Below are 24,443 nucleotides of genomic sequence, written 5' to 3' on the forward strand. Positions count from 1 at the left end.
TCAATTTGCAGTCTTTTTAGTAAACGCTTTACGGATAAAATAGATGACTAAAAACCCGATGAAAATATAAAGTCCGTTTAAAGCAGCATTCGGATCATCTGCATAAATACTGAAAGCGACAAATGTATAAGCGGCGATAAATATAATCGGTAAAACCGGATATAAAGGAACAGTATAAATGGTTTCTTTATCGAGATGAGCCGTTTTTTTGCGGAGGATAAATATTGTAGCAGCAGAACTCGCCATACTGATACTTTCCAGAAAAATAGTGTAATTCAGTATTTTATCAAAGGTTTTGGCGTAAAAAATAATCACAACAGCAACCAGCGTAAATACGGTTAAACTGAGCGTCATGACTTCAGTTTTTTTATTCATTCTGCTGAATATCTTCGGAAGCGCACCTTCTTCGCCCATGGCGAACATCGCTCTTGGGTTGCTCAGCAGGTTTACATTTACATAACCCATCACTGAACAGAAAATGATGATTGACAACATATTGTAACCGGCAGGGCCAAATATTTTAGATGCTAGAATTGCAGCGATGCTTTCTGCCGTTTTAAGTTCTTCAAATCCAATTACCTTAACATAGGCATAATTCAGCGCCAGGTACAGCACCACAATAACGGTTAAGCCGATAATTATGGAACGCGGAATTACCCTTTTAGGATCTTTTACTTCGCCACCAAAGTTGATGGTTTGTGCGTAACCAGCAAAAGAAAATGATACGGCAATTAAACACAAACCCATTGCTTTTCCGTAATCAGACCAGTTTGGTGCCTGATGATTGATGGTACTAAATACCGGGAGTGTATTTTCTTCTTTCGCACCGAAAAATATGGCGCAGATTAATACCAATACCATTGCAATTTTTATAATGGTAAGTACATTCTGTGTTTTAGAACTTGCTTTTAAACCCAGTAAATTAATGGCATAAAAAACCAAAATAGTGCTTATGGCAATTGCAACGCGATAAACCTCGGTTTGCATATTTGAAGGCAAAATAATTTTGCTTACATATTCTGCACCAATGATGGAAATCGCTGCGACAGATGCCGCACTCGAAATGATCACAATACAATTAATAGCGAAGGCAATAGAAGGATGATAGCCTGCAGAAAATATTTTGTAATAACCGCCAGTTACCGGATATCTGGAGCCAATTTCTGCATATGTAAGTGCGCCACAAAACGCTACAAAACCGCCAATAATCCAGGCAAGGTAAAATAATTCGGGAATTTGTGCTTTTGCGGCAACGTTAACTGGTGTACGGAAAATGCCCATACCTATCACTAAACTCACTACTATCATTGAAAGATCAAATAGTGAAAGTTTCTTCTTTTCCTGCATTTGAGACGAATATGGGGCAAGATAAGGAAAAGTAGCGATTAGGGAGAAAACATATACATATTGCCCTTCCATTTCTGTGGCACAAACTTAGCTGGGTAAACAAAATAACTGCGTACAGCTTTAGGTTTAAATAAGTCAAAGTACGCTAAACCTGTGGAAATTTATATTTGACAGCCTCGCAGATTAAATCTATTATTGTATAAAATTTGCAGGTTTATGAAAGGTTTGTGCAAACAGCATCTTTACAACCTCATCTCTTTTAAAATGATCATATTGAAACGGGGATTGCTCCGTCATCCTTCAGTTAATACTTCAATATGTAAATTAGATAGATTTTATGGCAGAAGTAGTTTATAACGACGACAGTATTCGATCGCTGGATTGGAAGGAACACATCAGGTTACGCCCAGGTATGTACATTGGTAAACTTGGCGATGGTTCTGCTCAAGACGATGGTATTTATGTTTTGTTGAAGGAAATTGTAGATAACTCTATCGATGAGTTTGTAATGGGAACCGGCAAAACCATCGAAATTACCATGTCTGAACAGAAAATTAATGTTCGCGATTACGGGCGTGGAATCCCCTTAGGTAAAGTAATAGATTGTGTAAGCAAAATCAATACCGGTGGTAAGTATGACAGTAATGCCTTTCAAAAATCTGTAGGTTTAAATGGTGTGGGTACAAAAGCTGTAAATGCTTTATCAACCAGTTTTACTGTACAATCCTATCGGGATGGAAAATCGAAAAAAGTAGAATTTTCTAAAGGAGAAATTGTTACTGAGCAACCCATTATAGATACTACGCAACGTAACGGAACGGCAATCACCTTTTATCCAGATGAAAGTATTTTCCGTAATTACCATTACATTCCGGATTTTGTAGAAAGCATGGTGTGGAATTATGTTTTCCTGAACACCGGATTAACCATCAACTTTAACAATCAAAAATATTTTTCTGAACGCGGTTTATACGATCTGCTTTCCAAATTCAATAAACCTGAAGAAATCCGTTATCCGATTATTCACCTGAAAGGAAATGATATTGAGATTGCAATGACGCACGGACAGCAGTACGGAGAAGATTACCACTCTTTTGTAAACGGCCAGCACACTACTCAAGGCGGAACACACCAGGCGGCTTTTCGCGAAGCAGTTGTAAAAACTGTCAGAGAGTTTTATAAAAAAGAATATGACGCGGCAGATATCCGCTCGTCAATTATTGCCGCAGTTTCTATTCGTGTACAAGAACCGGTTTTTGAATCACAAACCAAAACCAAATTGGGTTCTTTGAACATCGGGCCGGATGGACCATCTGTACGAACTTTTGTAAATGATTTTGTTAAAAAAGAATTAGACGATTATTTGCACAAACATTCTGATGTTGCAGATGCGCTTTTGAAACGAATTTTACAATCCGAACGCGAACGTAAAGATATTGCCGGAATTAAGAAACTGGCGAATGACCGGGCAAAGAAAGCTTCGTTACACAATAAAAAACTGCGCGATTGCAAAGTGCATTTCAACAGCACACACGAGAAAAGATATGAAACTACGTTGTTCATCACCGAAGGTGATTCTGCTTCAGGATCAATCACAAAATCGAGAGATGTAGATACGCAGGCCGTTTTTAGTTTGAAAGGAAAACCTTTAAACTGTTACGAACTGACTAAAAAAGTAGTGTATGAAAATGAAGAGTTTAACCTTCTGCAACATGCTTTAAATATTGAAGATGGTCTAGAAGGTTTGCATTACAACAATATTGTAATTGCAACAGATGCCGATGTAGATGGCATGCACATCCGTTTATTGATGATGACTTTCTTCCTTCAGTTTTTTCCGGATTTGGTAAAAGCTGGCCATGTTTATATTCTTCAAACGCCTTTATTTCGCGTTCGGAACAAAAAGGAAACCATTTATTGCTATAGCGATGAAGAACGTAGAAATGCAATTGCCAAATTGGGCGGCAAACCAGAGATTACACGTTTTAAGGGTTTGGGAGAAATTTCTCCGGATGAATTTGGTTTGTTTATCGGAAAAGATATTCGCCTTGATCCGGTAATTTTGAAAGATCAGACAATTAAAAGTTTGCTGGAATATTATATGGGGAAAAATACTCCAGACCGTCAGCAACATATCATCAGAAATCTTCGTATTGAGAAAGACGAAATTAAAGAAGATCCAAAAGTTATAGAAGATGTGGCTTAGCTTTAGCTAAACCACATCTTTTGATTTATTCTTTATCGTCTTTAGAATCTACAGTTTCATCCGGGTGCTGTGGCGGTAAAACATCCACTTTCTTTTCCACAATGGTAATCTGAGTATGAACGGCGTACTTACTTGGCGAAATTCCACCGTCATATTTCTCGGCATAAGCCTGCGTAAATTCTGCACCAAAGTATAGAATTATAGAGGTGTAGTAAATCCACAGAAGAATAACAATAATTGAACTGGCCGCTCCAAAAGCAGAACCCGGATTGCCTTTTTCTATGTAAATTCCAATGATGTATTTACCCAAACTAAACAATACAGCGGTAAATAATGCGCCAATAATGGCCGATTTCCACTTGATGTTTACATCTGGCAGTACTTTAAAAATTATCGTAAATACAGAAGTTACCGCTGCAAGCGTAATTACGTTATTTAAAATCTGAATGAGCAAAGCCATTGTATCGTTGGCAACAGGAACCACTTCATCTATTTTACTTTCAGAAAGCAGCGAAACCAGCTTATCGCCCAAACCAACAACTACACTGTTCACGACTAATGATACAAGTAATAGGAAACCCATGGAAACAATTAGCGAAAAAGACAGCAGGCGATTGGTGATCATCTTTAACCAGCCTTTTTTAGGCCGCGCTTTCACCTTCCAGATTAGGTTAATACTGTCCTGAATTTCTATAAAAATTGCCGTGGCACCAACAATTAAGGTGGCAATACCAATAATTAAACCAATGGTTGATTGACCGGTTTTATTCGCATTGTCTACAAATTGCTGAATTTGCATCGCTGCTTTTTCGCCTACAAGTTCTGTAACTTCGATAAAAAACTTGGCTCGGGTTTCCATCCTGTCGCCAAAAAATAGCGTGGCCGACGAAAGAATAATAATGATGAGTGGTGTTAGCGAAAAAATGGTGTAATAGGCCAGTGCAGCACTTAATTTGGTTACACGATCTTCTACAAAACCTTTTCCGGCAGCTACAAACAAATGGTAAAGTGCAATAAAAAACTTTTTGATCTTGGTTAACAACTTCATAATTAAAATGGATATCCTATGCCAATATTATAGATTATGTTTTCTCTTCTCCAACTGCTGCTACCAAAATCAATCTGGTTAAATACCCAGCGTTGCCCTTCTGGCATGTAAGGTTTGCGAACAGGGAAAGCAACGTCTAAACGAATCACAAAAATAGTTGCATCTACACGTAAACCCGCGCCTGTACCAACAGCAAGCTGACTGAAAGCTTCATTTAATTTGAAGCCAGAACCAGGTCGGCCGGTATTTGTTGTGCCAGGTTCACCTACATCTTCTTTCCTTAGCCAGATATTACCGGCATCTACAAAAACTGCGCCTTGTAAAACGCTTACGAGTTTGAATCTTAATTCAGAGTTTAGCATTAATTTGATGTCTCCACCTTGATCGGCAAAGATTGCGTCATCAGGTACTTTATACGTTCCCGGGCCTAAAGTACGTGCCGGAAATGCACGGATATCATTACTTCCGCCAGCGAAAAATTGTCTTACAAATGGTAAGGAAGTACTGTTGCCATAAGCATACCCATAACCTACATTTAAGCGGTTTGCCCAAATCAGGTTTCGGTTAATTTTATAAAAATCTCTGAAATCTGCCTCAGCCCTGATGAATTGTGTAATAGGTGTATTGAATAAAGTTTTTTGTCCGAGATTATTTTCTGGTGTAAACAAACCCCAAACGTTACCGCCGGTTTCCAATCCGCCGAAGAAATACATATTATTTCGACGGTTGGTTTCCATTTGATTGGTATACGTGAAATTGTAATTGCTACCGATGATGAACTGGTTTTCTAGCGTACTTCTTAGTAACGGATTAACTTCGAATAAGCTGTCTCTAGCATCATTGCTTGGAAAACTTGTAGAAATGTAGCTTACTGAAATGGGATTTAAGTTATGCTCCTTGTATTGATTTTCTTTAAAGTTATAGCCAAACTCACCTTTGATAGCATGCAAGGTGTAATCTCCGCCTCGGTTCAATAATTGGTATGAAGCCGATGCAATGGTTTTAGGAATAAATGCATTGGTGCTATTCGGTTTGTAGAATGGAACAATAAAACGTGGAAAAGTCAATTTTGCTTCTGAAGTAAAAGAAATCGAGTTTCTGCCAAGTGATGTACCGCGAACCTGCGTTTCGAAACCGCCACTTACACTCACATCCAATTGTTCTGCGCCTCTGAATAAATTTCTGGTAGTTTGCGTAACCTTTACTTCAGAACCTACAAAGTTGTTTGATTTACTGGTTCCGGTAACTGAAAAGCTTAATGAATTTTTCTTTAATGGACTGAGGTAAATGTTCAAATCCAATTGGTCGTTTTTAAAACTGTCTATCGGAAGAAACTCAACGCGGACATCTTTGAAAGCACCCACATTTACCATTCTGTTTAAAGATTGGTTGTGGTCTTTTCTATTATAAAGTTCGTTTTTCTGAAAGAAAACCAAACGATCGAACAAACGCGGTTTAAAGGTATTTCTATCATCATAAATACTAAAGTCGTGATATTCCGCAGGTTTCAATTTTCTCAAAGTAGAATCGCGGCGCAAGCTATAATTTGGAAAAATATTGATATTTCTGATGGCGTAAGGTTTTAATCCCGCATCAGGTGCAATATCTTTCACTTTAACGTTAATATTCACCAGGTTTTTACCAATTGTACTGTCTATCTGCATAATCAGATAATCCGGACTAAAGTAGAAATAACCTTGTTCTTTTAAATCGTTGTCTATTCTGATCCGTTCATTTTTATAGGTTTCCAAATCATAATATTTACCAACTTTCAATAAAGATTTGTCTTTATTCTGATTGATGATTTTAGTCAAAACACCACTATCTGGCGGAAAAGTAACCTGATTAATTTTATATCGGTTTCCGGTTTCTGCGGTATATACCGCTTTCCCTTTTTTATCCTTCACCACAGTATCGCCGGTAACTAACGCTTGTAAATAACCCTGACTAATTAAATAGCTGGTCATAACGTCATTGTTGTATTTCAGTTTTACTTCGCTAAGCAATACCGGAGCTTCCCCCTGGCGGCGCAACCAGTTTCTAAAACCTTTTGGTTTTTTAGGTTCGCCTGCAAGGTTATAAATGCCCAGTTTATACTTTATGCCTAAAATAGAAGAGTTGGGGCGCGGCCGTGTTTTACTTTCGAGGTCGCTCTTTACTTGTTTCTCCTCTTCAATTTTGGCAGATGAATCTGGATTAATTTTTACTTCTGCACCGGTATATAAATGTTGGCCCGGCTTTAACGATTTGGTAGAGCTACATGCAGCCCAAACTAAGCAGGCCAGTATTAATAAAAATGGTCTAGTTAGTTCTTTCATCTTTTGGTTTCTGTTCAATTTTACTTTGTCTTCTGTTGCGTTTTTTCTGGAATATCTCTCTAAATTTATTGTAATCTACCACGAGCGTGAAACCCAATCCGGTTTCAATAATCTGGCCTTGTACAATAACATCGTTCTGGTTGCGGCGGTATGCGCGCAGTCTGTATCTTCCGTCTGCAGATAGCGCATATTCTACATTCACATTTCCACCAATGTCAGTCGATTTTTCTCCCGGAGCCTGTGGTCCTTCTAAAGCAAAAGAACTGCCTACAGTTACCGTTAACCGATCGTTAAGTAGTTTCTTCGATAAGCCTACTTCTAAGTCTGTTTTCTGTTGCAATGATCCGGTAGAATAATCTTCTGATGAGTTTACACCGAAGTTTAACTCAACACCTTGAATAAGATCTGAAGCCAGGTTGTTTAACTGTTCTGTTAGCAATTTACTCACACTAGATCTGGCCAAGGTAGAAACGCCACCGCCGCCACCGGCTAAACTTTCAAATGGATTATTGGCGATAAACCTGTTCAATGCCAAAAGGGCAAAAACCTGTTTGTTCAACTCGTTTTCATCTCGGTTCACATTTATTAATTTTGTATAAACGGTTCCGTTTAATGCTCCGCGTTCATTTTCTGGTAAGTCTAGTTTGAAAGAGATAATTGGTTTTAATAATTCACCTTTCATCATTAAATATACCTGGAACGGCAATTTCGTTTTTGCCTGAATGTTATCTGGCTCGTTAATTAAATCGATAGGTGCAGCGTTTACTTCATACAAAGCCGACAGGTTTACATTTGCCGATGTTGGTTCGCCCGTCCATACAATCGTACTGCCTTTTACCAGTTTAAATGCTTTTTTACCCAATGGACCAACAGATAAATTGTACGAACCATCAATTACTTCATAACGGCCGGTTAAACTAATTTTGCCGCTTGGATCCATTGTTGCGTTTAAATCTGCCTCACCTTTAATATTTAGTGCATCTCCGTTCGATGGATCTACCACAACATTTAATTCTGCCTCAGGATCTATTGACAATGCGGCAACAAGGTTGATTCCTTTAATTGGCGATTTGCTTACGCTGTCTACTTTTAATGCTTTTTGGCCATTAAAAGGTGGCGCATCTGCATCAATAAACTGCACAATTCCTTCCTGATCTATAATAGATGGATCGGTAGATGGCATAGCGAAAAAGAATTTTGTGCCTTTGTTTACCTTCACATTCATATTTACATCGGGCTGATTCAAATCTCCGCGTACCTTTATATCGCTGGTAATGAATACCGTTCCATAAATCATGTCATTATCTGCAGAAGTGGAATTGATCAATCGGAAATTATTCATTTTTACATCCAGTCCAAAGCCGTAGTTTTTGAAATCTGTTGTAGCAATTTTGCCATTGATAGTCATCTTCTGATTTAAAGAATCAATAATGTTGAAATTGTTAAAACCGATACCCTGATCATCAAAAGTGATCTTTTCATTAGGCATTCTGAAGTAAGAATTTACATAAGCAACGTTAAACCCAGCGTTGTTAAATTGTAACTCGCCAAGAACCTTTGGTGCTGTTGGCGTTCCTTTGATAGAAAATGCACCGCTAATGTTCCCTGTACCGTTTTTGATTTGTCCGCCAGATAAACTTTCCATGCTTTTCAAATCAATCTTATCTATGTTTACCGTTAAATCTATGGCACTTTGAGGTGCCGTATAATAAAAGCCGTTTGCGCGCAATTCATGTACACCAGAAAGCGCAACATTTACTTCAAAAGCATTTTCTGTATTGTTGTTTACAGCAACACGTAAAGTACCCAGCTGGTCTTTCTGGTACCTCAATTGATCAATCGTTAAGTTGGCTTCAAATTTTGGTGTAGTAGCCAAGTCTTTTACGTTTGCTGTTCCATTTAATCTACCGCCAACTAAAGTCGTATCGGTTTCGGCAAATTTTGTTAAGGTTTCTAGCTGAAAATCCTTAAACTCCACTGCCATAGGCGCGTTTGGCTCAGTTGGATTGCTATTTATAGATAAGGATTGTCCGCTGTTGCTGATCTGAAACTGATTAACCAAAATACCAGATTGCCCAAACTGGATATAGTTTTCAGGCGAGACTACCCATTTTTGATAATCGAGTAATAGTTTTTGCGGATCGAGATTAAACTTGAAGTCTTTATTAATAGATTGGAAATTACCGCCAATCACATATTTATCTTTCAATTGCCTATCTCTTAGAAAGATATTTACACCAAGATTATTGTCTGCTGCGGCGCCACTTAATTCTGTGTTAAAAAGTGCAATAGATGGGTTCTTTACGCTGCCAACGGTTAATTTATAATCGAGTTTATTGTTATCATTGTTGATGTTCAGCACCGTGCTGTCAACTTTAATTTCGCCGTAAACAATCTGAGGGAAGTTTCCTTTAATCTGCAAACTGTCTTTCTGGGTGTCAATTAAACCGTAAAACTGCGATTGTTTAAATACTGTGAGTTCTGGTACAAATTGTTTTAACAATTTAGAATCGTAAACGCGTACGAAAAAACGCATCCGCTGATCCGGAACTTTTTTAACCTCGCCAAAAGCATAATATTTGTTGATTTCATTGATAATCGCACTGCTGATGTTGCTGAGCTGATATTTGCCATCTACTTTAGCCGATAAAATTTCCGACTTTAAGGTCAGCTCATTTTCTGTTTCTGTGGATTTTGCACGCACAGCGATGGTATCTACATTTATGCGTTGCTGGTCTTTTACCAACTGTAAACCTGTAATATCTACAGATCCATTCAGATAATCTGCATCTGCAGTTGCAAGGTCTACTTTAATCAAACCGGCAGCACTTAATACCGTCGGACTAAAATTCAAGGCCTGAAGGTTAATTTGTTTCAAATCCAGATTTGCCTTTACTGCCGGATATTTTCCTGCAAGGTTGGCATTTGCCGTTAAATTAAAGTTCGCATTACTGTCTGGCATACTGCTTTTAATAGTCACTTTTTGGTTGCTGTATGTTCCGGCTAGCAGTAAATTTCGGTACGTATATTTATTGTAGTACGCACTTACCAGTTGTGCATTAAACTTTGCATTTATTTTTTTCGGATCGAGGCCCGTTCCGCTCACATTTGCTTTAACTGTTATTCTGCCCAAAGTAGGCTGCATTTGTATCAAACGGCCCACATTGAAATTATTCAACGCAATATTCGCTTTGTAATTTTCGCGCCCTTTTGGGCCGTTCATCGAAGCCACCAGAACTGCAGATCCCATATCGGTTTGCACGTTCAGATTGGTGTTAAAATCTGTCATAGAACCTTTAAAATTACCTTTGGCATTAATCACATTTGGTAAAGTAATGTTCTTGGGGATAGTGTTTTTTGGTGCAGCAACCAAAATATCACTTTTGGTTACATATAGTTTTTTAATATTCAGATCCAGAAAAGTTTTGTTCACATCGGGCAATCCGCGTACGTTTCCGTTAATATCAATTTGGGTGTTTTTTAAGCCGGAAATCTGCAAACGCGGTATATTCAGGTTATTCATATAACCGTTTACTTCGGCATTAATTTTAATTTTTTCGTTTCGATAGTTTGCCGGCAAAGCATCACTAAAATAACCAGCATCTTTCAACCCGATGTTTGTATTCTTTAAACTCAACTTCATTTTTACTCGTTCCGGATGTTTGGTTAAATCATCCATAGAAGTAAAATTCAGTTCAGTTTCATTTTCAATAGTTGTATTCGGCGTTTTAAGTACAAAATTGCTCAGTTTAATTAATTTATCAGAATACTCGGCATTTCCCCTTAATTCATTTAACGCAAAACCACTTTTTTCTTTTAACGAACCGTTTTTAACTTTGGCTTTAATTCCGGCGGCGCTGTAACTAATGTCGCTCGCTCCGATACTCAGTCCGGTCATTTTTAAGTGGTTAAAATCCATTCCTTTTGCAACGGGTTTTGCACCCAGATTATCAAACTGTACAGAATTATCGGCCAGACTGATATTTTTAATCGTTAAAGCCAAAGGCGATGTTTGAGCAACTACCGTATCTTTCACTTTCGAAAGATCGTTTGCAGGCGCTGGTTTAAACGCAAATAAGATATTGGTTTTGTTTAAATGAGCATCTTCAACATCATATTTGCTATTAGTTAAATCTACTTTTAAGTTTTTTAAACCTAAATCTGCAACATTTGCAATGGCTTTAGTCGTCGTAATCTGATCGTTGTAATCTACCTTAACGTTGTTGAAAGTGAAATCCTGTATTTCTACCAGCGGTAATTTGCCCGTTTCCTTTTCAGTACTGTCTACACTGTTATTAATGTGTTGTACCAATTGTGTAAGCGGTTTTTGTTGCAGATAACGAAGCGATGTGTTTTCTAGCGTTAGCGTTTTAATTACATAATGTTGGTTGGCTAAATCGAAATCTTTTAAGCGGGTTTCAAATGCGCCAAGATAAAGTTTGACATCATTTCCGGCTACATCATCGCGATAGGTTAAGCCAATATCTTCGAAAGCAATTTTATCAATAGAAAATTTGAGTGTAGATGTGGTATCTTCCTTTACCTTTTCTTCAGGTTTAGATTGTTCGCTTGCAAAGGCATCAACAAGAAAAGAAAAATTAAAGGCAGTATCTGGATTAATCCGTTTTACATTTGCCCTTACAGTTTTCAGTTCCAGGTTATTTAGTTCTACTTTGTTGCTCAATAAAGCAAAAATTCCAATGTTGGCAGAAAACTTACCGGCGTATAATAAAGTGTCGCCTTTTAAATCCTGAATGTAGAGTTTATTCAACACCACATCTTTAGGCAAAGCAATTTTAATACTTTCCAGACTGATTTCTGTTTTTGTTTTTTTCTTTAACCAGGTAATTGCTTTGTCCTTTACGAAGTTTTGAACAGCAGGAACATTGAGCGAAAGGGCGAGACCAACAACCAAAATAATGATAGAGGCGATAACCCAAAGTAGAATTTTTAAACTTTTGCGTACGTATTTATTCAAAGCTAAGCGTGTTTGGTGTGATGATAATTGCTAAAAGCATGCCATTAAAAAATTTATTTAACAAGCGATTTTTAGTAATTAATACAAAAATTAGATTAAATTGTTCGTCCGCTATAAAAATTTAACAAGGCGGACTTAAAATCAATACAATGAAAACCCTAAATATTAATATAAATTTCGAGCAGTTTAATGGAATTGAAGAGCTGAATGTAGCAGATAAAGAACTGTGTGTACAGGCAGAAAAAGCACTTGCTACTTCTTTTTCGCCATATTCAAAGTTTAAAGTAGGAACAGCAATACGACTCAAATCTGGTGCTGTTGTTTTGGGAAGTAACCAGGAAAATGTAGCTTATCCATCTGGTTTATGTGCAGAACGCGTGGCTTTATTTTCTATTGCTTCTGCAATGCCTGATGCTATAATTGAAAGTATGGCCATTACCGCGCAGACAGATACTTTTGAAATTTTAAAACCGGTAACCTCTTGCGGAGGTTGTTTACAGGTGATGGTCGAATTCGAACGCAAACAGCAATCGCCAATCGAGGTAATTTTTTATTGTTTAAATGGAGAAATTTTAAAAGTAAAGAGTGTAAAGAGTTTATTGCCTTTCGCTTTTGTTGAAGAACGTTTGGAAGGTTAAGACCGCAGATTATATATATTTGGGTTTTGATCCGGATATGAAATCACTTTACCTGTTTTTACCCATTCTTTTTTGCAGTTTTTTGGCGATTGCACAAAAACCATTAAGCCCCGCTAATACGTATAAAATTACGTACAGCCGTTCTTCCAATGGTAAAGCGATTGATGAAGAAAACAAAACAATTGTACTGGTAACACCTAAGCAAAACCGGATTACAACAACAAGTATCCTGAATGGTAAAGCAAAGTTTCCTTTTGAGCAAACGCTCATTGTAAAACCTTCTAACGTGCTTTTTCAGGTGGCAAATTTAGATGAAGTACAACAAATTGCTACGGTTGATAGTTTGGCATTAACCCAACAGCAGTTTGAGCAGAGCAATGAAACTAAAATTATTCTGGGCTACATCTGTAAAAAAGCAAGTACAGTTGTAAACTCTAACCGCATTGATTTCTGGTATACAACCGATGCCCGAATTACAGCCGCGCCAACTGCGCTGGGCCAAACTTTGGGTTTGGTACTAGAGCAAGTACGCAACGGCAACAGTGCAGTTACGGCCACTAATATAGAAGTGATAAAAAAAGCGAGTCAGCCTGATGTTCAAAACCTCGTTTCTGTAAGTACAGATGCACTTACATATAAAGATTTGCTTTGGAAAAGCAGATTTACAACACTTAAAATTTTTAATAACGAAATCATCAACTTTGTCGATAAACCTGTTTCTACAGACAGTATTTGCCGGTTTGCCGGCGGAACAATTATCGCCAGAAAAATTTCTTTCCCTAAGCTCCAAAATGTAGCAAATGTTTTTGTAGATCTTACAGAACAATCAAATGGCGATGCATATGACCGTACAGGTTCCGTATTTGTAATTCCTACTGATGAATCCATTTCTTTACTTGATGCGCTTAAAAAGAATGTGAAAGTTTTGCCATTATACGAAAACGGAAATGGCACAATATACCAAGGTGTTGTGGCTACAGAAAACTATCGTCCGGTTATAGAACTGATGCGTTTTTTTACCCCTTTTGGCGTGGGCAAATACAATACGTTAAAACTTAAAGATAAAACCTGGGCAGAGAAAGTTTATTACCGTCAGGATATTTCAGAGCTCTATCCGGCCTTAAATGGCAAAGAGGTTTGGGTTGCTGTGTTTATTGGCAATTATGATAAGGGCGGGCACAAAGTGTCGCTCAACATTACGGTGCATAACGCAGGCAGGGAAAAACCTGTATCTAAAAAAGTCATCTCCTTATTCAACTCTACCAATGTAATGGAAATGGCTGGACAAGAATACGGCACTATGTTTAGCAACGATAAAGGCTTAGAGGTTTCGTTTACCTTAGATCAAGACCTGAAAGATGCAAAGCTGCGTTATATTACAACCGGCCACGGTGGCTGGGGTGGAGGCGATGAATTTGTGCCAAAAGAAAATACCATCTGGCTAGATGGGAGAAAAGGTTTTTGCTTTTACGCCATGGCGGCAAGATTGTGGTACATATCGTTTGTCTAACCCGGCATCTGGTAATTTTGAAAGCGGGTTATCATCGTCAGATTTAAGTCGCTCCAATTGGTGTCCGGGTACAGTTACCAATCCAAATTTTATTAACTTTGGCGATCTTAAAGCCGGAAAACATACCATAAAAATTACTATCCCTCTGGGTAAAAGAGAAGGTTCCAGCTTTAGTGCCTGGAATGTTTCCGGGATTTTGGTTGGAACTGAATAAGTTAATTCAAAGTTGGTGTGTATAACTTCTTTTTAACAAAATTCAATGATACCTTATATTTACAATCATCAATAATGCGATATTTTAATGAGTGAAGAATTAGACCAGAACATACACGGAGAACAAAAACATACCATAACCCCAATTAACGGTTTATACGAAAACTGGTTCCTCGATTATGCTTCTTATGTAATCCTGGATCGGGCAGTTCCCCATATTAATGATGGGTTAAAGCCGGTGCAACGCCGGATTATGCATTCACTTAAAGAAATGGATGACGGGCGTTTTAATAAAGCGGCGAACGTTATTGGCAATACAATGAAATACCATCCGCATGGCGATGCGTCTATTGGCGATGCAATGGTTCAGATTGGCCAGAAAGACCTGTTAATTGATATGCAGGGAAACTGGGGCGATCCGGTTACCGGAGATAGCGCTGCAGCACCGCGGTATATTGAAGCGCGTTTATCTAAATTTGCCAATGAAGTCGTTTTCAACCCGGATACAACAGATTGGCAACTCAGTTACGACGGGCGTAATAATGAACCGATTACTTTACCGGTTAAATTTCCTCTATTGCTTGCACAGGGTGCAGAAGGTATTGCCGTGGGTTTGGCGACCAAAGTAATGCCACACAATTTTATAGAATTGCTGGATGCCTCTATAGAAGCACTAAAAGGTGTTAGACCGAATATTCTTCCAGACTTTTTTACCGGCGGAATGGCCGATTTTTCTGCCTATAATGAAGGACAACGCGGAGGGAAAATCCGTGTGCGTGCCAAAATAACCGAGAAAGATAAAAAAACACTGGTCATTACAGAAGTGCCTTTCAGCACAACTACCGGTTCTGTAATTGATAGCATCTTGTCTGCAAATGATAAGGGCAAAATCAAAATCAAAAAAATTGAAGACAATACTGCCGCCAACGTAGAAATTGTAGTGCATCTTGCACCAGGCATTTCGCCCGATGTAACCATTGATGCTTTATATGCATTTACAGCTTGCGAAGTGTCCATATCGCCAAATACCTGTATCATCAAACAAGATAAACCACACTTTATGAGTGTGAATGATATCTTGATTGAAAATACAAAACACACCAAAAGCCTCTTAAAACTAGAGCTGGAAATCAGATTGCATGAATTGCAGGAAAAGATTTTCTTCAGTTCTTTATTGAAGATATTTATTCAGGAAGGAATGTATAAAAATCCTGAATACGAAAATTCCAGTAATTTTGACACCGTTGTAGAGGTTTTACATCTGTTGTTCGATCCATTTAAACCAACGCTTTATCGCGATATTACACCGGAGGATTTTAAAAAACTGATCGATAAACCGATGAGTAGCATCACGCGCTTTGATGTGAAGAAGGCCGATGAGCAGATGAAAGCGCTGGAAGATGATATCAAAGTGGTAAAAAACCATTTGAAACATCTTACAGATTACGCCATTGCCTGGTATCAGAAAATTAAAGATAAATATGGCAAAGGCCGTGAGCGCAGAACGGAAATCCGTTTGTTCGATCGGGTAGAAGCAGCTAAAGTTGCGCTTGCAAATGTAAAACTCTTTATGAACCGTGCCGATGGTTTTATTGGCTCCGGATTGCGTAAAGATGAGTTTGTTGCAGATTGCTCAGATATTGATGAAGTTATTGTTTTTCGTGAAGACGGAAAATGTATCATCACTAAAGTTGCCGATAAAACCTTCGTTGGCAAAGGCATTATTCATGCCCAGGTATTTAAAAAAGGAGACGAGCGCACCATTTATAATATGATTTATAAAGACGGCGCCAGCGGTACCGCTTATGTGAAACGTTTTGCAGTAGTTGGCGTAACGCGCGATAAAGAATATGACCTGACTAAAGGCTCTAAAGGTTCTAAAGTCCTATATTTTACACCAAACCCTAATGGCGAGGCAGAAGTCGTAAACATTGCACTAAAGCCGCATTCTAAACTGCGTAAACTTCAGTTTGATCTCGATCTTGCAGAAGTAGCAATTAAAGGAAGAGGATCTCAGGGAAATATTGTTTCAAAATATCCCGTAAAGAAAATTATCCTGAAAAGTAAAGGGGTTTCTACACTTTCGGGTTTAAAAATCTGGTATGATGATTTGTTGAAACGTTTAAATGTTGATGGAAGAGGCCAGTATCTAGGTGAATTTGATGGAGACGACAAAATCCTTCAGGTGCATAAGGATGGTTTCTACGAGTTGAGTTCATTTGAACTAAGCAACCATTTTGACGACGGTTTGCTGCTGATTCAGAAATTTGATCCGGAAAAGATATTCTCTGCTGTTCACTTTGATGGAAAGGCACAGAATTATTTCGTGAAACGATTTGCTTTTGAAACACAATCTGTTGGCAAGAAAGTAAGCTTTATCAGTGAAGAACCAAAGTCGAGATTATTATTTTTAACCGCTAACGCCGCAGCGAAGGTTGTAGTGGATGTGTTAAAAGGCAAAACGCAAATTCCGGAAACGGTAGAATCTGTTCTGTCCGAGATGATAGATATCAAAGGCTTAAAAGCAAATGGAAATCGCTTATCTCCGCATGATGTTCAGAAAGTTATTTTAGAAGAACCTGAAGAAGAAAAAACTGAAGAAACGCATATAGGAGAGGATGAGGATGAAGGCGGAGAAGACAATGGTGGAGATAATGGTGGAGGCGAAGATCAGGTTGCGGCTGAACCAAATGCGGCAGATGAAAGCGAAACCGCCGAGGAACAAACCACCGTTGAAACTGAAATAGAAACGCCGAAGCCAGAAACGCCTGAAAAACCAGTTGAGAAACCAAAATGGTCTGGCAACAGCGATGCGAAACCAAAACAAAAAGAGACTGAAACCAATAAAACACCAACGGAAGATAAAGCATCTAAAAAAATAGATTTAGAAATTACCAATCCAGACGATATCCAATTGGGTTTATTTTAATGAGTTGAGTATAAAACTAAAATTAATCATCGTTGCGAGGAGGAACGACGAAGCAATCCATTTTGCCTGAAATATTGCTTCGTGTGCTCACTAAACCAAATCGCCACGGAAACACGGAGCGCACGGAAATGTTTTTGAAGCGTTTTCCCAAATTCTGTGTTTCCGTGGCAAATATCTCTTTACATTAAATATTTCTTCACGCGCTCACTAAATTAACTTGCCACGGAAGCACGGAGGACACAGAAATGTTTTGCAGCGTTTTCCCAAATTCTGTGTTTCCGTGGCAAATATCTCTTTGCATAAAGGATTTCTTCACGCGCTCACTAAACCAACTTGCCACGGAAGCACGGAGCGCACGTAAATGTTTCTGCAGCGTTTTCCCAAATTCTGTGTTTCCGTGGCAAATATCTCTTTGTATTAAGTATTGCTTCACGCGCTCACTAAACCAAATTGCCACGGAAGCACGGAGCGCACGGAAATGTTTTGCAGCGTTTTCCCAAATTCTGTGTTTCCGTGGCAAATATCTCTTTACATTAAATATTGCTTCACGCGCTCACTAAACCAAATTGCCACGGAAGCACGGAGGACACAGAAATGTTTTGCAGCGTTTTCCCAAATTCTGTGTTTCCGTGGCAAATATCTCTTTGCATAAAGGATTTCTTCACGCGCTCACTAAACCAACTTGCCACAGAAGCACGGAGCGCACGTAAATGTTTCTGCAGCGTTTTCCCAAATTCTGTGTTTCCGTGGCAAATATCTCTTTGTATTAAGTATTGCTTCACGCGCTCACTAAACCAAATTGCCACGGAAGCACGGAGCGCACGGAAATGTTTCTGCAGCGTTTTCCCAAATTCTGTGTTTCCGTGGCAAATATCTCTTTACATTAAATATTTCTTCACGCGCTCACTAAACCAACTTGCCACGGAAGCACGGAGCGCACGAAAATGTTTTTGCAGCGTTTTCCCAAATTCTGTGTTTCCGTGGCAAATATCTCTTTACATTAAATATTGCTTCACGCGCTCACTAAACCAACTTGCCACGGAAGCACGGAGCGCACGGAAATGTTTTTGAAGCGTTTTCCCAAATTCTGTGTTTCCGTGGCAAATATCTCTTTACATTAAATATTCTTCACGCGCTCACTAAATTAACTTGCCACGGAAGCACGGAGGACACAGAAATGTTTTGCAGCGTTTTCCCAAATTCTGTGTTTCCGTGGCAAATATCTCTTTGCATAAAGGATTTCTTCACGCGCTCACTAAACCAACTTGCCACGGAAGCACGGAGCGCACGGAAATGTTTCTGCAGCGTTTTCCCAAATTCTGTGTTTCCGTGGCAAATATCTCTTTACATTAAATATTTCTTCACGCGCTCACTAAACCAACTTGCCACGGAAGCACGGAGCGCACGAAAATGTTTTTGCAGCGTTTTCCCAAATTCTGTGTTTCCGTGGCAAATATCTCTTTACATTAAATATTGCTTCACGCGCTCACTAAACCAACTTGCCACGGAAGCACGGAGCGCACGGAAATGTTTTTGAAGCGTTTTCCCAAATTCTGTGTTTCCGTGGCAAATATCTCTTTACATTAAATATTTCTTCACGCGCTCACTAAATTAACTTGCCACGGAAGCACGGAGGACACAGAAATGTTTTGCAGCGTTTTCCCAAATTCTGTGTTTCCGTGGCAATGCCTAATTTGTCACCCGCTTTTTGCGAAGAGGAACCACAACCCATCCCGACTTTTCGGGAAAGCAATCTCCTCTGTAGGAAATTCTACATCGAAAATCATAGCTCAATTTCAATTTAAAAACTATATTTGCGGTGCTCAAAGGGGTGCTTGCTGATTGGCAAATTCTGTTGCCGTCACTTGCTGAGATTATACCCATTTGAAGAGTAAACGAAAAGTTCACTTTTCAATGCACCTGATTCGGGTAATGCCGGCGTAGGGAAGAGGTTACAACATGGCTGTTTAGCCCCAGAAAGCAGTTGATTTTAATTACACTACATCAATTTATTCTGTGAACCTGCACATTTGGTTCAGCATTTATGGTGCAGTTTGCAATTTTTTTAAATATGGATTTCCAAGAATGGTTTCGGCTTTTTAGAGAGCAAATTTTACAAACCTCAATTGTAGAATGGTTTGCTGTGGGATTTGGCGTTTCAGAAGTTTTACTGGCCAAAAGAAACAGCATTTGGCTATATCCTGCCGGGATAATTTCAGTTATGTTGACAATGTTTCTAATGTATCAAAGCAAATTATATGCAGAAACACTACTAAATATTTATTATTTGGTTATGAGTATTTACGGATGGATGATCTGGAAAAAGCGTAAACAAGATGCCGAAAAACAAGTTGCATGGAGTACAAATCGAGAATTGATTATAGCCTGTTCAATATCAATAATTGGTTTTACCTTTTTCTATTTTGGATTGAGAAACCATACAGATTCTGATGTTCCCATTTTAGATGCCTTTGTATCTGCCACGGCTTGGGCCGGAATGTGGCTTTTGGCGAAAAGAAAAATTGAAAATTGGATATTTTTAAATATTTCCAACATTGTAGCAATTCCCTTATTATTCCATAAAAAATTGCCATTAATGGGCTGTCTTACAACTTTTTTATTCTTGGTAGCTGTTTTCGGATTTATGGATTGGAAAAAGATTGCTGGAAGCAGGAAAGTAGAAAATATAGCATAAATGAAGGAGAGTGTGGATATAAATTGGAAGGAAAAAATTACGGCGCTGTCTGCTCTTTCTGAAGAAATGGGCGCTTTGCATCCCGAAATATTGAAAATAGCCTATCAAAAACAATGGTTTAAACTGTTCGTTCCGGAAGTGTATGGAGGTGCAGGAATGAAACTGCCCGAAATATTGAGACTGGAAGAAGAGCTTGCAGAGTTGGATGGAAGTTTAGGATGGACAGTCACGTTATGTGCTGGCGCAGGCTGGTTTGCGGGTTTTCTGGATCAACAATTGGCAAAAGAGATATTTTCTAATCCAGAAGTTTGTTTTGCAGGAAGTGGTGCTGTAGGCGGCACCGCAGTTGCAACAGATGATGGTTACATTTTGGACGGTTTTTGGAAATATGCGAGTGGCGCTTTACACGCCACAGTGTTTACTGCGAACTGTGTTGTAAAAACAACGAAGGGAGAAGATTTGCTGGATAAAGAAGGAAAACCACTTGTTAAATCATTCATTCTCCATAAAGACGAGGTGGAAATTATCTCTGGCTGGTCTTATTTTGGTTTGGTGGCAACAGGCAGTCATGCTTTTAAAGTTGAACACTTAATGGTGCCAGCCAACAGAGCATTTGTAATAAATGATGCCATTCAAATAGAAAGCGCAGGTTTTGACTATCCTTTCCTTCAACTTGCAGAAACAACTTTAGCTGTAAATAGCTTAGGGATGGCCAATCATTTTATTGCCCTTGTAGAAACTCAATTCACATCTCGTTCTGGTATTGGGCGGTATAGCGAGGCGCAAATTGCTTATTTTAATGCAGAACTGTCAAAATGGAAAAAGGAGATAGAGAATAATAAAAATACATTTTATGAAGCTTTTGATGCATCGTGGGAGGAACTTCAAAGTCAGAACTTCATTTCAGAAAAAAGACGATTAGCGGTGAGTAAAATCAGCAGATATTTGGCTCACAAATGTCGCGAGGCTTCAGACGCACTTTTTCCGTATTGTGGTTTGGCTGCGGCACAAAAAGAAACGGAGATCAACCGCGTTTGGAGAGATATACATACTGCAAGTCAGCATGCTTTACTTACGTTTCTGGAATAATTATTCCAGAAATTCTGGTCTTATTTTGTTTTGGAAGTCTTTGGCGAATTTATTCAGCTTTGGTTGAATAACGAAAGCGCAGTACGGCTTGGATTTATTGCTTAAATAATAATCTTGATGGTAATCTTCAGCTTCGTAAAAATCGCCGGCAGGCAAAACTTCCGTTACAATTTTTTCTTCAAATACTTTTTCGCGGGTTAAGCTTGCAATCATTTTTCCGATCAGCTCAAGCTGTTCTTCATTTGTATAAAAAATAATTGATCGATATTGGCTGCCAACATCATTTCCCTGGCGGTTTAAAGTGGTTGGCGTATGTGTTTTAAAGAAAATAAGCAACAGTTCCTCGAACGTGATGATTTTCGGATCAAATTCAATGCGTATGACCTCCGCATGCCCTGTATCGCCGTTGCATATTTCCATATACGTTGGATGTTTCAGCGTTCCGCCCATATAACCCGAAGTAACCCGAATTACGCCCACTAATGTTTGAAAAACGGCTTCGGTGCACCAAAAACAACCTCCGCCAAATATTGCTATCTGCATCTAATTGACCTATATAAAAACTGTTCCAATTTTCAGAAAAGGCTGTAAAAATCAAGAAAATAAATACCATTCTATTACTTTATTCCTGAAGCGTTTAAGTCTCTCTAAACTTTTTTTAAAATAGTAATTTTATCGTTACAAAAAAACAGATTGCATAAATTCGTAAAAAAAATATTTTTTCGATAAGAATAAAATCAATTCTGCAATGACGATGAAAACGCATTTGGACGCCTTGCTAAATCGTGAAATTGAAATGTTTTTAAAAGAGGTGTGTTATGTTCGATTAAAGCTGGTTTAATAAATTATAGTCGTAATCTCAAATAAAAATGCCCATATTTTGTATGGACATCTGGAACTTAAATTTATATTAAAGCTTATATTATTTAATGCAATTATTAGGTAAACAGAATTGAACTTTACAATTGTTTATTCCTGATTTTTCTTAATTCTACTTCAAATATATCTGAATTCACTTTCTCTGCTTTCGCCTTTTCAATGGCGAGTTGTTCTGTTTTTACAGCTTCCTCAAAATATCCCAGGCGGTATAAAATATGCGCTAAAGTATCATAATATCCCGCAAGCGGACTCAATTGAATTGATCGTCTACTCCAAAGCATGGCTTTTGTAAGATAGTTTACATTGGCCGTTTTGATTTCATAGAACTTCCATGCGGCGTTGTTTAGTTCATTCGCATAATTTATACTTGATGGACCAGATGTGGAAACCATACTCACAGATTTTGCCGGATTCTGTGATTTTAGAATACTATCCATTTTGGCCTTTGATACGTAATTTCTTGATGGCGACATATTTTTCATTTGAGCATCCATAGCACGCTGTTCTATTTTTTTTATGGTATCTGCACTTACGTTCATATAATATCCATCAATAAAATATGCTGCAGTTCTGAGGTAACTCGCCGTATCTTTTACTGCTAAATAATACCACAGCATTTGGTTATTGTAGGCTCTTTCGCCTGAACGATAATCTTTTGTCCATGAGCTTCGTGCAAAATTTGCTCCTGCAAATGCTCTCTTGCTATTTTTCTTCGCGGCAGCATCAATCATCGTATTCGAAATCATCGCATTGTTAAATCTTGAACGTTTCTGAGCAGGCTCGGTTCGGTAAATGCTATCTACAATTTTTCGGTTGGTATAAGCAAGTTTATACGCTTGGCCGTCTAAGAAAGGCCCCGCTTCCAAGATATATAGAACGGTTTGGTAATTGCTCAGTTCTGAGACCTTCAAGTTCGAAGCATATTGCTCAATGAGTTCCGCATTATTTACAATGCCTGTTCTTTTTCTGGCATCTATTAGAGCTTTTAGGGTGTTATTATCCGATTTATCGGCTTCGTAAATTTTTGTTAACTCAGATAAAGTGGGATTTTTATAAGCTTGCAAGGCAGCGTTCAACATATCAAAGTACCTTTTATCTGCGCTTGAGTTACCAAGATCTTTGAAAAAAACTTCTTTATCAGCCCGAAGAAAAATATATGCTGGAAATGATTTTATTGAAGCGGTTCTCAGTATCGAAAATACTGAAGTATCAGTTGTTGCTGTTTTATACATCACTAATGCTTCATTAAAGCGTGTAATTACAGCCTCGTTTTCAATAGCAGATTTAAAATTATAAGGATTGCTATTTTTTGCATTGGATGAAATCGGGTAGTCAACGATTAGTAAAACAGGCTTTTGTGTTGCCTTAGCTTTCTCCAGGGCAGCATTTAAAGATTGACTTGTTTTTAGTTTTTGTGCATACGTGTGTAAAGTAATCGCGCACAACAAGAGCATGAGGGAAGTTAATTTTTTCATAGCGTTAATAATTGAGAGAATGAAAAAGCCCGAAAAAATCGGGCTTTAAAGATTATTGATACTGAATGTAGATTGGCTTCGGAGTAAGTTTAATAAGTTCTTCAGGTGTCATCATTCTGTTTGGTGCTTTCTTAATATCATTTTTGTAAAAAAGTTTGAAACCCGTAAACTGTACCGGTTCTCCGTATATGAAATGGCGGTAAGTACCTTTCTTAAGTTCTGGTTCGCCCCAACCATCCATATGCATAACAATTTGCACTTCAGGGCGCAATTTAATGCTTTGGTAGTTGGTTACCATTTTGCGGGTAAAGCGGTGAACGGTAAAAACTTTTGGCGGCAGGTTGTATTTTTTTACAATATCTGCAAGGTATCCCGAAACGTAGTTGATATCCGCTGCATCATACGTTCCAATACGTTTGCCGGGAAGTGAACCATCTTTCATAGAAAATTCAGGATCGATACCTAAATGTACGTATGGCAATTGAAGGTATTTTTCTATATACGGCAATTCTGCCTTAATATTACTTAATGCCACCTGAAGATCTAAAAATACGATCGTATTGGGTTGCATTTTGGCAATTTTCAGTACAGAATCAATCTGTTTGTTGCCCATTCTATTGATGTATTTTCCGTCTTTTCCAGGCGTTCCGCTGGCTACAGCTGCAATGTAATGTAAGCCTGGTTGAACTGGAGTGGATGGGTCTACTTTTTCCCAATGCTTTACTTCAGCATTTAAGCGTTGCCACATTTCTTTTGGCGCATATTCACCCAATGCACCCATTTTTTTCGAGTGTAAATTTCCGTAATAAACCACAATTCTTTTGAAAGGCAAAATTGCGCCTGCCAAAGGATAAGGTTGTTTTTTTACTGGCCATTTTCCGGTAGTATCGCCATTGGCAAGTTTTAAAACTAAGGAATCGTACAGTTTAGGATCAACAGGTTTCATCACATTCTCTGTAGAGTCTGTTTTTTTCTTCGTAGTATCTGTTGATGAAGAAAAGATTTTGCCAACGCCGCCTTTGCCTTCTGTGTTGTTGCAATTGGCAAATAAGCTGATGGCTGCAAAGCCCAAAATTACGGTGCCTGCCAGGTGAGGGAATTTCATAGATTTTATAAGT

14 protein-coding genes are annotated in these 24,443 nt (G+C 38.4%); 7 read left to right on the forward strand and 7 right to left on the reverse strand.

Going from position 1 to position 24,443, the window contains the following annotated elements:
• Entirely contained in the window at window positions 1–1,419 is a 1,419-nt protein-coding gene (locus tag ACJVDH_RS02775) for an APC family permease (RefSeq protein WP_443946048.1), read from the reverse strand.
• A 265-nt stretch (window positions 1,420–1,684) separates the two neighbouring features.
• Here ACJVDH_RS02775 and ACJVDH_RS02780 point away from each other — a divergent pair, with 265 nt between their 5' ends.
• Window positions 1,685–3,553, forward strand: coding sequence for a DNA topoisomerase IV subunit B (locus tag ACJVDH_RS02780; RefSeq protein ID WP_443946049.1), 1,869 nt, complete (start codon window positions 1,685–1,687; stop codon window positions 3,551–3,553).
• Window positions 3,554–3,578: 25 nt separating this feature from the next.
• Here ACJVDH_RS02780 and ACJVDH_RS02785 read toward each other — a convergent pair whose 3' ends face one another.
• From ACJVDH_RS02785 to ACJVDH_RS02795, 3 genes are read right to left on the reverse strand one after another with little or no spacing between them, the layout of a single operon-like run.
• Entirely contained in the window at window positions 3,579–4,601 is a 1,023-nt protein-coding gene (locus ACJVDH_RS02785) for a YihY/virulence factor BrkB family protein (RefSeq protein WP_443946050.1), read from the reverse strand.
• A gap of 2 nt (window positions 4,602–4,603) precedes the next feature.
• A complete protein-coding gene (tamL, locus tag ACJVDH_RS02790) occupies window positions 4,604–6,919 on the reverse strand; it encodes a translocation and assembly module lipoprotein TamL (protein ID WP_443946051.1) in 2,316 nt (771 codons plus the stop codon).
• Window positions 6,903–11,897: a translocation/assembly module TamB domain-containing protein gene (locus ACJVDH_RS02795; RefSeq protein ID WP_443946052.1), complete on the reverse strand. Its 4,995-nt coding sequence runs from the start codon at window positions 11,895–11,897 to the stop codon at window positions 6,903–6,905. Before ACJVDH_RS02795 ends, tamL begins: the two co-directional genes overlap by 17 nt.
• 149 nt (window positions 11,898–12,046) lie before the next feature.
• On the opposite strand from ACJVDH_RS02795, the gene ACJVDH_RS02800 reads away from it, so the two are divergent.
• The 6 genes from ACJVDH_RS02800 (at window position 12,047) to ACJVDH_RS02825 (ending at window position 20,971) form a co-directional block, all read left to right on the forward strand.
• Window positions 12,047–12,535, forward strand: a complete 489-nt coding sequence (locus ACJVDH_RS02800; RefSeq protein ID WP_443946053.1) for a cytidine deaminase — start codon at window positions 12,047–12,049, stop codon at window positions 12,533–12,535.
• Window positions 12,510–14,045: a PNGase F N-terminal domain-containing protein gene (locus tag ACJVDH_RS02805; RefSeq protein WP_443946054.1), complete on the forward strand. Its 1,536-nt coding sequence runs from the start codon at window positions 12,510–12,512 to the stop codon at window positions 14,043–14,045. The genes ACJVDH_RS02800 and ACJVDH_RS02805 overlap by 26 nt, the downstream gene beginning before the upstream one ends.
• Entirely contained in the window at window positions 13,981–14,259 is a 279-nt protein-coding gene (locus tag ACJVDH_RS02810; RefSeq protein ID WP_443946055.1) for a peptide-N-glycosidase F-related protein, read from the forward strand. The genes ACJVDH_RS02805 and ACJVDH_RS02810 overlap by 65 nt, the downstream gene beginning before the upstream one ends.
• Window positions 14,260–14,346: 87 nt before the next feature.
• Window positions 14,347–17,187 (forward strand): DNA gyrase/topoisomerase IV subunit A, encoded by a 2,841-nt coding sequence (locus ACJVDH_RS02815; protein WP_443946056.1) that lies wholly within the window; start codon window positions 14,347–14,349, stop codon window positions 17,185–17,187.
• 2,071 nt (window positions 17,188–19,258) lie between these two features.
• A complete protein-coding gene (pnuC, locus tag ACJVDH_RS02820; RefSeq protein ID WP_443946057.1) occupies window positions 19,259–19,882 on the forward strand; it encodes a nicotinamide riboside transporter PnuC in 624 nt (207 codons plus the stop codon).
• Window positions 19,883–20,971: an acyl-CoA dehydrogenase family protein gene (locus ACJVDH_RS02825; RefSeq protein ID WP_443946058.1), complete on the forward strand. Its 1,089-nt coding sequence runs from the start codon at window positions 19,883–19,885 to the stop codon at window positions 20,969–20,971.
• Here the strand turns inward: ACJVDH_RS02825 and msrA are convergent, their stop codons facing one another.
• The 3 genes from msrA to ACJVDH_RS02840 form a co-directional block, all read right to left on the reverse strand.
• The gene (gene msrA, locus ACJVDH_RS02830; RefSeq protein ID WP_443946059.1) at window positions 20,972–21,514 is read right to left on the reverse strand and encodes a peptide-methionine (S)-S-oxide reductase MsrA; all 543 of its coding nucleotides are present in this window, start codon (window positions 21,512–21,514) and stop codon (window positions 20,972–20,974) included.
• 416 nt (window positions 21,515–21,930) lie between these two features.
• On the reverse strand, window positions 21,931–23,325 hold the full coding sequence (locus ACJVDH_RS02835) for a hypothetical protein (RefSeq protein WP_443946060.1): 1,395 nt from the start codon (window positions 23,323–23,325) through the stop codon (window positions 21,931–21,933).
• Window positions 23,326–23,377: 52 nt separating this feature from the next.
• A complete protein-coding gene (locus ACJVDH_RS02840; protein ID WP_443946061.1) occupies window positions 23,378–24,430 on the reverse strand; it encodes a hypothetical protein in 1,053 nt (350 codons plus the stop codon).
• Between the last annotated feature and the right edge of the window lie 13 nt (window positions 24,431–24,443).

Source organism: Pedobacter terrestris, assembly GCF_052343045.1.
GTDB lineage: Bacteria > Bacteroidota > Bacteroidia > Sphingobacteriales > Sphingobacteriaceae > Pedobacter.